At 70.3% G+C, this 10,531-nt stretch carries 8 protein-coding genes; 1 reads left to right on the forward strand and 7 read right to left on the reverse strand.

All coding sequences use genetic code 11. From position 1 onward, the window contains the following. Positions 1–286 precede the first annotated feature (286 nt). The 4 genes from ACIA73_RS25830 to ACIA73_RS25845 all read right to left on the reverse strand — a co-directional run bounded on the left by ACIA73_RS25830 (position 287) and on the right by ACIA73_RS25845 (position 5,210). Complete coding sequence (locus ACIA73_RS25830; protein WP_399441097.1) at positions 287–1,708, reverse strand: SDR family NAD(P)-dependent oxidoreductase; 1,422 nt, start codon at positions 1,706–1,708, stop codon at positions 287–289. Positions 1,709–2,000: 292 nt separating this feature from the next. Continuing rightward, positions 2,001–3,218 (reverse strand): glucose-1-phosphate adenylyltransferase, encoded by a 1,218-nt coding sequence (glgC, locus tag ACIA73_RS25835; RefSeq protein ID WP_399441075.1) that lies wholly within the window; start codon positions 3,216–3,218, stop codon positions 2,001–2,003. Between the two features lie 29 nt (positions 3,219–3,247). Further along, complete coding sequence (gene glgA, locus ACIA73_RS25840) at positions 3,248–4,432, reverse strand: glycogen synthase (RefSeq protein ID WP_399441076.1); 1,185 nt, start codon at positions 4,430–4,432, stop codon at positions 3,248–3,250. Between the two features lie 52 nt (positions 4,433–4,484). Continuing rightward, entirely contained in the window at positions 4,485–5,210 is a 726-nt protein-coding gene (locus ACIA73_RS25845; protein ID WP_399441098.1) for a (2Fe-2S)-binding protein, read from the reverse strand. 234 nt (positions 5,211–5,444) lie between these two features. Between ACIA73_RS25845 and ACIA73_RS25850 the strand changes: the two genes are divergently transcribed. Continuing rightward, positions 5,445–6,482 (forward strand): DMT family transporter, encoded by a 1,038-nt coding sequence (locus tag ACIA73_RS25850; protein ID WP_399441077.1) that lies wholly within the window; start codon positions 5,445–5,447, stop codon positions 6,480–6,482. On the opposite strand, the gene ACIA73_RS25855 is transcribed toward ACIA73_RS25850, so the two are convergent. From ACIA73_RS25855 to panD, 3 genes are all read right to left on the reverse strand, one after another. Then, positions 6,452–7,858 carry a transglycosylase family protein gene (locus tag ACIA73_RS25855; RefSeq protein WP_399441078.1) on the reverse strand — a complete coding sequence of 469 codons (1,407 nt, stop codon included), beginning with the start codon at positions 7,856–7,858 and terminating at the stop codon, positions 6,452–6,454. The two genes, ACIA73_RS25850 and ACIA73_RS25855, sit on opposite strands and share 31 nt — an antisense overlap. Before the next feature lie 83 nt (positions 7,859–7,941). Further along, entirely contained in the window at positions 7,942–9,117 is a 1,176-nt protein-coding gene (locus tag ACIA73_RS25860; protein ID WP_399441079.1) for a Cmx/CmrA family chloramphenicol efflux MFS transporter, read from the reverse strand. Positions 9,118–9,759: 642 nt separating this feature from the next. Beyond that, positions 9,760–10,218 (reverse strand): aspartate 1-decarboxylase, encoded by a 459-nt coding sequence (gene panD / locus ACIA73_RS25865; protein ID WP_399441081.1) that lies wholly within the window; start codon positions 10,216–10,218, stop codon positions 9,760–9,762. Between the last annotated feature and the right edge of the window lie 313 nt (positions 10,219–10,531).

A 10,531-nucleotide genomic window follows, 5' to 3' on the forward strand; every position in this document is an offset into this window, starting at 1 on the left:
GATGCCGAGCGACCCTCTGGCCGGGCCGCCGGACCGTCCTGACGGGCAGGAAGGAAAGGACTATTCGGTCGCGGTGGCGCCGGTGCAACTCGTTGGGGAGCGGCCGTGGTGGTGGGCCGCTTCCCGTTACGGGCCGAGGGTGTCGCTCTGTCCGTGACGAACAGAGTACCCATATGAGCGCCCCTGCGCTCGATGGATTTCGTCGACTTTCGGCCTGCCCCTGAGCAGCACTCCCGCCACCCAGGGGCCACGGTCGGCCCCACGGACCTCAACAAGCCCTGCCTGTCTACCAGTTGGCAGGCGCGTAGTCCTTGAGGAAGACTCCATAGAGGTCTTCGCCCGCTTCGCCCCTTACGACCGGGTCGTACACACGTGCGGCACCGTCCACCAGGTCGAGGGGGGCGTGGAAACCCTCCTCGGCGAGGCGCAGCTTGTCGAAGTGCGGGCGTTCGTCGGTGATCCACCCGGTGTCGACGGAGGTCATCAGGATGCCGTCGGTCTGGAACATCTCCTGGGCGCTGGTCCGGGTCACCATGTTCATCGCGGCCTTGGCGGCATTGGTGTTGGGGTGTCCGGCACCCTTGTAGCCACGGCCGAAGACGCCCTCCATGGCGGAGACGTTGACGATGTGGGCGCGCCCGCTGGCCGCCTTGCGGGCGGCGTCCGCCATCGCCGGGCGCAGCTGGCTGATCAGGATGAACGGCGAGGTGTAGTTGCACAGCTGGGTTTCGAGCAGTTCCACCGGGGAGATCTGCTCGATGGTCTGCACCCAGGTGTTGGTGTCGACGACATCGGGGACGAGCCCGCCGGCGTCGATGGCGCTGCCGTCGCGGTGCCGCTCGACGCTGGCGTTGCCCGCGACCAGTGCCAGGTCGGCGACCTGCTGGGCGTCCAGACCGCTGACGCCGAGCGGCAGTGCGGTGAGGCCGTCGACCGCTCCGGAGTTGAACGCGCCGATCACCTGGTGGGCGGGCAGCTCACCGGGGGGCAGCGGGGCGTTCTCACCGTCGACCAGGGCGGCGTAGGCGGAGGGCAGTCGGCGCACGGTCTGGGTGGCGTTGTTGATCAGGATGTCCAGCGGGCCGGCCTCGGTCATCCGCCCGGCCAGCTCCACCGCCTGCGCGGGGTCGCGCAGGTCGATGCCGACGACCTCCAGCCGGTGCATCCAGTCAGCGGAGTCCTCCATCGCCTTGAAGCGGCGGATGGCGTCCTTGGGGAAGCGGGTGGTGATGGTGGTGTGCGCGCCGTCGCGCAGCAGCCTGAGCGCGATGTACATGCCGATCTTGGCGCGGCCGCCGGTGAGCAGGGCGCGCTTGCCGGTGAGGTCGGCGCGAGCGTCGCGCTTGGACCGGTTCTGCGCGGCACAGGGCTGGCAGAGCTGGTGGTAGAAGTAGTCGACCTCGACGTACCTGGTCTTGCAGATGTAGCAGGAGCGGGGCCGCTGGAGTATCCCGGCGATCCGGCCCTCCGCCGTCTCCGAGGTAGGCAGCAGGCCTTCGGTCTCGTCGTCGATGCGCACGGCGGAACCAGTGGCGGTGGCCTCGGTGACGGCCTTGTCGTTGGCGGTCTTGGCGGCCCGGCGCTCCTGGCGACGGCGCTGCTTCACCGTGCGGTAGATGCCCGCGGTCGCCCGGCGGACCGTGATGGCGTCGGGGTGGTCGACATCGAGTTCGTCCAGCTCGGCGAGGACGTCGAGCACCAGCTTCATGCGCTCGGGGTCGATGCCCGGGCCGAACTCCACGGGGGTGTCCTGCGTCGGGGCGTCCTGCCCGGTGGGCCCGTCGCCGCCGTGCACCGGGCTGTCCTCTGATGTCGCCGTCATCGCCGCTGCCGTCTCTCGTTCACACCCCGCCGACCGGAAGAGCCCGCGGGTGCCTGCTGGAAGTCCTCAAAAGCGGAATCGTACGGAGGCAGGGGCGAGTGCGACAAACCGCGAGGTGGACGACCACGGAGCGTGACGGACCGGTGCGGGCGCCCGGCCGGGGTTGAGACCCAGGCTCTCAGGTCACCTGCTGCCCCTTGCCCAGGGCGATCACCCCGTTCTTCGACATCGTGTACAGCTCGGCGTCACGCTCCGGATTGACGCCGATGGTCGCTCCGGGAGGTACGTCCACGTTCTTGTCGAGAATCGCGCCGCGCACCACCGCCCCGCGCCCTATCCGCACGTTGTCGTGCAGCACGGAGCCCTGGACCACGGCGCCCGGCTCGACGACCACACCGGGCGAGAGCACCGACCCGGTGACCTGCCCACTGATCACGCAGCCGGGCCCGACGATGGATTCGCTGGCGATGCCCGCCGAGCAGAAGCGGGCGGGCGGCAGCTGCCCGAAGTGGGTGTAGATCGGCCAGCGCCGGTTGAAGAGGTTGAACTCGGGCTGCTCGGCGACCAGGTCCATGTGGGACTCGTAGTACGTGTCGAGGGTGCCGACGTCCCGCCAGTAGCCGTGGTCACGGGCGGTCTCGCCGGGCACGTGGTTGTCGTCGAAGTCGTAGACCTGGGCGGTGCCGCGCTCGGTGAGCTGGGGGACGATGCTGCCGCCCATGTCGTGCACCGAGTCCTCGTCCTCGGCGTCCCTGATCAGGGCGTCGATGAGCACTTTGGTGGTGAAGATGTAGTTGCCCATGGAGGCGAAGACGCGCTGCGGGTCGCCGGGCAGCCCCGGCGGGTTCTTCGGCTTCTCCAGGAACGCCTCGATGCGGGTGCCGTCGGACGACGGGGTGATCACCCCGAACTGCGGTGCCTCACGCTTGGGCACCCTAATCCCCGCCACCGTGACGCCCGCCCCGCTGTCGATGTGCTGCTGGAGCATCTGCCGCGGGTCCATCCGGTACACGTGGTCGGCGCCGAACACCGCGATGAAGTCCGGCTGCTCGTCGTGCACCAGGTTGAGCGACTGGAAGATGGCGTCGGCACTGCCCTGGTACCAGCGCGGCCCGAGCCGCTGCTGGGCGGGTACCGGGGTGACGTAGTTCCCGAGCAGGCTGGACATCCGCCAGGTGGTGGTGATGTGCCGGTCGAGGGAGTGCGACTTGTACTGGGTGAGCACGCAGTTGCGCAGGATGTCACCGTTGACGAGGTTCGACAGAACGAAGTCCACCAAGCGGTAGGTGCCTCCGAACACCACCGCCGGTTTGGCCCGGTCGGCGGTCAGCGGCATCAGCCGCTTGCCCTCCCCGCCTGCCAGCACGATCCCGAGCACCGAAGGTCCACCGCGCATCGCCGCCCCCAAGGGTCAACCAGCAAAGGTCACTTGACCAACTCCGCGTACACCTCGGCGGTCCGCCGTGCCACGGCGTCCCACCCGAACTCATCGACTACCCGCTGACGCCCGGCCACACCCATCCGCCGTGCTTCTTCCGGTTCGTCGAGCACCCGGTTCAGCGCTTCGGTGAGGCCGTCCTCGAATTCCTCCGGGTGCCGCTGCGCGCGCTTCTTCTCGTACGGTACGAGCAGTCCGGTGCGTCCGTCGTCGACGACCTCCGGGATTCCGCCGACCGAGGAGGCGACCACGGCGGTGCCGCACGCCATGGCCTCCAGATTGACGATGCCCAGCGGCTCGTACACCGAAGGGCACGCGAACACCGTCGCATGGGTGAGGAGTTGCACCACGTCAGGGCGCGGCAGCATCTCCGGAATCCAGAACACCCCGTCCCGCGCTCGCTCCAACTCCTGGAACAGCTCCCGGAATTCACGCCCGATCTCCGGGGTGTCCGGCGCGCCGGCGCACAGCACGAGCTGGGCGTCGGGGTCGAGGGCGCGGGCGGCCCGCAGCAGGTGCGGGACGCCCTTCTGGCGGGTGATGCGTCCGACGAACAGTACGTACGGGCGCTCGGGATCGATGCCGATGCGCTCCAGCACGTCGGTCTGTTCGTCGGGTCGGTAGAGGGAGGTGTCGATGCCGTTGTGCACGACGCGGACCCTCGCGGGGTCGAGCGCCGGGTAGCAGTCGAGGATGTCGGTGCGCATTCCCCGGGAGACGGCGATGACCGCGTCGGCGGATTCCACGGCGGTGCGCTCGGCCCAGGAGGAGAGCGCGTAGCCGCCGCCGAGCTGCTCGGCCTTCCACGGGCGCAGCGGCTCCAGTGAGTGACAGGTCATCACATGGGGGATGCCGTACAGGAGTTTGGCGAAGTGGCCGGCCAGGTTGGCGTACCAGGTGTGCGAGTGGACGAGGTCGCGGCCCTGGAGGGCAGCGGCCATGGAGAGGTCGATGGAGAAGGCGCGCAGGGCGTCGTTGGCGCTGCCGAGAGTGGCGTCGAAGGCGTGCCGGGTGACCCCGGCTTCAGTACCGGTGCCAACCCCGCCGGTGCCCCAGCAGTGCACCTCGACCTCGGCCAGGGCCCGTAACTCCCGGGCCAGGAACTCCACATGGACGCCGGCGCCTCCGTAGACGTCCGGCGGATACTCGCGAGTGATCAGCCCCACCTTCACCCCTTGATGGTCACTCAGATACGGGCTGTGGGGAAGAGTGCCGCGAGCTTCGTCAGGACGGAGTGCCGGCCGGGGCTCTCGGTGAGGTCCGTGGCGGGGTGTCGAAGACGCAGTCGCCGCACAGTCCGCCGGCCGGGCAGCGGTAGTAGAGGCAGCAGCTGTTGCGGCGGAACGCTCCGGCCTTGAGGGCGCCGGTGGAGTTCAGGTCCGGGTGGCTGAAGAGTCCGTGGGCGATCACCGCGGCCCGCTTGCCGACCTCCGGCCGCTCCATGTCGCGCGCCCAGAGACGGAGTTGGGTAACGGCGGCGGCGAGTGCGGACCCGGCGTTCCCCCACAGCAGCTGCGCGGAGATACTGCCGTCCCGCTGGAAGGCCTCGGCGAGGGGGACGAGGTGGCCTTCCTGGACGCTCTCGCGCAGGCTCTCGGCCGACGCGGGCAACGTACGGCCGCCGGGGGCGAGCAGCAGGTCGTCGGGGCTGCTGCCGTCCGGGTCCCAGGACAGGCCCTCGGGGGCCAGGTCGGGCACCTCGCCGTACAGCGCGGCCGATCCCAGCGCCACCGACCAGAGCCGGGCCACCATTCCGAGGTGGGCGATGGAGGCGGCGACCCGCCGCTCGGGCGCCTTCAGCCGGGCGGCGACCTTGTCGATACGGAACGCCAGGGGGCCCTGCTCGCCCGCGTACACACGCGACAGCGGAACATGGCCGCTGGCCCCCGGCGACTCCCCCGCCCGGAGCGCGAAGAACCCGTTCACCGTACCGAGCTCCTCGAAATCCACCATTCCGCCTTCCACCCACAGGGACCAGTTCTTCCGCGGATGCGGCGTGCCCGTTTCCTGATCACCGTATCCATGACGGGGTTGATACGAAAAGCGATTACCCGCAGGGTGCTCCCGCCCCAGCGCGTGCAGGGCGTACCGCACGCGCTGCGCTCACGTACTGCACCCGCAGTAGCGTCCCATGCCTGCTTGCGGACGATGACGTGAACGCTCCTGCGGTTCATCGTGGAGTCCATGAGTCCTCTTGCGCTTTCCGTGCTGCTCGCCCTGGTGTCGGCGGTGGCCTATGCGGTGGGTGCGGTACTCCAGGAAGGTGTCGCGGCCGCCGGCCGCACCGGCAGCCAGTACCTCCCGGTGCGACAGCCCGCCTGGTGGGCCGCCGCCGGGCTGAACGGCGTCGGGGCGCTGCTGCACGTCGGGGCCCTGGCCTGGGGCCCGTTGAGCCTGGTACAGCCGCTGGGTGCGCTGACCATAGTGTTCGCGCTGCCGATCGCGGCGGTGTTCGTACGGCGCAGGGCGGGCGCCATGGCCTGGCGCGGTGCGCTGATGGCGACGGTCGGTCTGGCAGGGCTGCTGTCGCTCACGGAGACGGCTCATGCCCAGGCGCTGGCGGGCGGCGAGCAGTTGGTGGTGGCGGGTTCGGCGGCGGGCGCCATGGCCGTGCTGTTCGCGGGGGCACGCGGGGCGGGGCGGCGCGTGCTGCGCAGTGTGCTGCTGGCCGGGGCGGCCGGGGTCTCCTTCGGCATCGCCTCGGTGTTCATCAAGTCACTGGCTGTGGGCTGGAGTTCGGGTGGTCCGGCCGGTCACTGGCAGACGGTTCCGACGGTCGCGGCCTTCGCGGCGACGGGGCTGCTGCTGTCGCAGGCGGCGTACCGGGGCGCGGGCCTGACCGCACCCCTGGCCACGGTGACCGTGACCAACCCGGTGGTCGCCTCCGCTGTCGGCCTCACCCTCTTCGACGAGTCCTTCCGGTACGGGACGACCGGCGTCCTCCTCGCCTGCGGCTCGGCACTGGTCGCGGGCACGGGGCTGGCCCTGCTCACGGCGGGGCACGCGCGGCAGGATGCCGGGGAGGAGTCCACGGCGGGTCTCCTCCCCGGCGTACCGGCGCAGGCTTCCGGCGTACCGGCTCAGGTTCCGGGCATGCCGCCTCAAGAGCCCGGTGTACCAGGGCAGGTTTCCGGCCTGCCCGGTCAGGTGGACCGGGCGGCCGGTCCGGTCCGTTGCCCGCCGGGGTCGGATCAGACGGTCACTCCGCCTGCCCTCAAGTAGGCGACCGGGTCGACGTCCGACCCGAAGCCCGGGCCGGTCCGCACCTCGAAGTGCAGGTGGGGACCGGTGCTGTTGCCGGTGGATCCGGAGCGTCCGATGCGCTGTCCGGAGGTGACCTGCTGGCCTTCGCGGACGGTGAGCGCGGACAGGTGCGCGTACTGGGTGTATTTGCCGTCCGTGTGCCGGAGCACCACCTGGTAGCCGTACGAGCCGGCGTACCCGGCGGAGACGACGCTGCCCGCACCGACGGCCTTCACGGTGGTGCCGGTGGGCACCGGGAAGTCGACCCCCGTGTGGTACCCCTTCGACCAGGATGAACCGGCCGCGCGGTAGGGGGTGCTGGGGCCCGCGTCCACGGGAGCGCTGAGACCGCTGCGGCGGGTGGAGCGGGAGGAAACGGTGTCGGTACGGGACTTCTTCTGCTCGGCCGCGCGCTTCTGCTCCGCCTCGCGCTTCTTGCCCTGCTCGGCCTTGCGGGCCTGTTCGGCCTTCCGGGCCTGCTCCGCCTTGCGGGCCTCATCGGCCTTCTTCGCCCGCTCGGTGGCGGCCTTGGCCCGGTCGGCTCCGGTCGGCTGCCGGGTTTCCTGTCCCGCCTTGCCGGTATCCGCCTTGTCCGTGCCCGCCTTTTCCGTGCCGCCGGTCCGCTCGGGCTGGGTCGGTACGCCGATGCGCACCAACAGTCGTTGTCCCGGCTTGATGACGTCCGGGTCGTTGCCGATGACCTGCCGGTTGCGCTCGTACATCCGCTGCCAACCGCCGCTTACCCGCTCGGTCTGGGCGATGCCGGAGAGGGTGTCCCCGCTGACGACGGTGTAGGTGTCCTTGGTGCCGACGGCGTCGGGCGCGGGCCGGGTCGGTGCCGGGTCGGTCCGCGGCGGGGGCGTCTTCCGGGTGGGCGGCGCGGGATCCTTGCGCTCGGGCGGCGGGGTCGCCTTGCGCGCCTGGTCCGTGCCCTGCCCCTTGTTCTGGGTGGTGATGGTGATGTCCGGCGCGTCTCCACCCCGTACCAGTCCCGCCTTGACCGAGCAGACCGGCCAGGCGGTGGGCCCCTGCCCCTTCAACACTCTTTCGGCCACGGCTATTTGCTGGTCCTTGGTTGCCAGGTCGGCGCGCTGGGCGTAGTCCTTGCCTCCGAAGGCGTTCCAGGTGGACTGGCGGAACTGGAGGCCGCCGTAGTAACCGTTGCCGGTATTGATCTTCCAGTTGTTCGTGGACTCGCAGGCGGCGACCTTCTCCCAGACATCCACCGGGGCCGCCCCGGCCGATCCTGCGGCGACGAGCGGAAGCGCCATGCCGACGCCGCCCGCCGCGGCCGTCAACGAGACGTTGTTGATACGGCTGGGCTGGTACCGACGGTGACGACCGGTTGAGGCCATGTCGCTTCCTCCACTCGCACTTCACGACACATAGCAATCGGCAAAGCTACGGTGACGGCACAGTCCATGACAAGAGCATCAACTCACTTGTCCTGTGCGCCGGTTGAAACGGAACCCACTCGCTCCCGCCACACCCGCCGTCCCATGCCCGCCGTGACGAGCGCAATCGCCACCAGCCCCGCACTCACCACGGGCGGGGAACGGAACCCCAGCCCGGCTCCGATCGCCACCCCACCCGCCCAGGGCCCGAGCGCGGCCCCGACGTTGAAGGCCGCGGTGGCGAATCCCCCGGCAAGGGCCGGCGCTCCGGGCGCCGCGTACAGCGCCTGCGAAATCAGCGTCGATCCCACCCCGAACGACAGCGCCCCCTGTACGAGGACGAGCACCAGCGCCACCGCCGGCTCCCCGGCGGCCAACGCGAACAGCACCCACCCCGCACACAGCGCCACCCCACCACCGACCAGCAGCGGAACAGGCCGTACGTCCGCGATCCGCCCTCCCATCGCGACACCCACGAACGACCCCACCCCGAACAGCGCCAGCACGACGGGCACCCCTCCCGTCCCCAGCCCGGCCACCTCGGTGGCCAACGGCGCCAGGTAGGTGAAGGTGCAGAACGTCGCCCCGTTGACCAGCGCGCCCCACAGCAGAGTCAGCCGCAGCCGCCCACTGCGCAGCGCCGCCAGTTCGCCCCGCACCCCGGGCCCACCGGCCGCTCCCTTGGGAACGGAGTGCAGGATCCCGGCGAACGCGGGCAGCGACAGCAGCGCCACCGCCCAGAACGCCGCACGCCACCCCCAGAGCTGACCGATCACCGCTCCGGCAGGCACCCCCACGATGCAGGCGAGCGTGACCCCGCCGAGCAGGGCCGAGGTGGCCCGCCCCTTCGCGTCCGACGCGACCATCCCGGTGGCCGTCGCGAGCGCCACGGCCAGGAATCCGGCATTCGCCAGCGCCCCGACCGCCCGGCTCACCAGCAGCACCGTGAAACTTCCGGTGACCGCACCCACCACATGCACGGCCAGGAAAACCCCGAGGAACCCCAACAGGGCCCCCCGCCGCGACCAGCGCAGACTCAGCGCCGCCATCAGCGGCGCTCCCACCACCATCCCCACCGCGAACGCCGAGGTCAGCGCCCCGGCCGCGGCCAGCGACACTCCCATCTCGGCGGCGATCTCCGGACCGAGTCCGGACAGCATGAATTCCGAAGTGCCCTGGGCGAAGACGGCAAGCCCGAGCAGATACAGAGCAAATGGCACAGCAGGACCCCACAACGACGTCATGATCGAACAACAGCCTGACGACGCCGGCGGTCCGGTGGCGGGCAGCGGTCATCGGCGTACGCGGGAACTTGTCTCCGTACATACGCACTCGCACGACCACGCGAAAAAGCCACCGGACGGCCGGTGGCTAGAGTCTTGACGCCTCGGGACTGGACACGGGACGCACCCTACGAAGCAGTGCGTCCCGCGTCCATCCCTTTTCCCGCTTGCCCACCAGTGGACCTGGTCCATCACTGGGCTCCCACGGGTTTCCCTGTCAGCTGTCCCGGTCCGAACCGATGGTCCGCACCGATGTCACCGCGCGGGCCCGGGTGCCGGCTCCGGGGCCGGATCGGGGTCGGGCCCCGGCGGCACGGGATCCGGCAGTGGCCCCGGCGGAACCGGGTCCGGCGCCGGCATCGGCGGCACCGGGGACGGCCCGGGAAGCGGTCCCGGCAGCGGGCCGGGGTCGGGCCCGGTGGGTCCCGGCGGCGGTGTGGGCGCGGGCGGAACGGGGTCGGGGTACGGCTGGGTCATGCCTGATCGACCTCCAGGTTGCGGAGTCTGGTCGAGTACGGGAAGCCGCGACCGGTGGTGCGGCTCACCCCACTCTCTCCCGGTGCGGCTGCCCACGCCTGCTCAGTCCACACGCCCGGCGGAAGCCGCGCTACCGCTCACCGCCATCGGATTCCGCACCTGGCCGCCCTCCCCTTCGCCCCCGGGCACCGGCTCGGCCAGGTCACCGCCCGTTCCCACGATCCGGTTCCCCTCCCCCACATGCACGATGCGCGGCTTCAACGCCCGCGCCTCCGCGTCCTCCACTTGCGCGTAACTGATCAGAATCACCAGATCGCCGGGGTGTACGAGATGGGCGGCGGCCCCGTTGATCCCGATGACCCCGGACCCCCGCTCGCCCTCGATGACGTACGTCTCCAGCCTGGCACCGTTGGTGATGTCCACGATGTGCACCAGCTCGCCGGGCAACAGATCGGCGGCCTCCATCAGCTCCACGTCGACAGTCACCGACCCCACGTAGTGCAGATCGGCCTGAGTGACGGTGGCCCGATGAATCTTCGACTTGAACATGGTGCGCTGCACTGAGGTACTCCTGAATCTCGGCTCCCTGCCCGCATCCACGGGTCAAGGGCTGTGTCCATGACGTACTGCGCGCACAGTCTACGAAACACGCGAGTGGGCCGGTGGCCTGGACCTAGGGTCCATCCCGACTACGACGTCTACGTGATGACCACCGATGACGCCGACGCGGGCTCCGCGCTCTCCACCCTGCCGGCCGGTATGCGCACGGCCGAGCTCAATGCCGTGAACGCAGAAAAGCCCCGCACCAGTTTCCTGGTGCGGGGCTTTCCCACAATAATTGTTCGGCGGCGTCCTACTCTCCCACAGGGTCCCC

Source organism: Streptomyces sp. NPDC051561, assembly GCF_044454195.1.
In the GTDB taxonomy this organism is placed as follows: Bacteria; Actinomycetota; Actinomycetes; order Streptomycetales; family Streptomycetaceae; genus Streptomyces.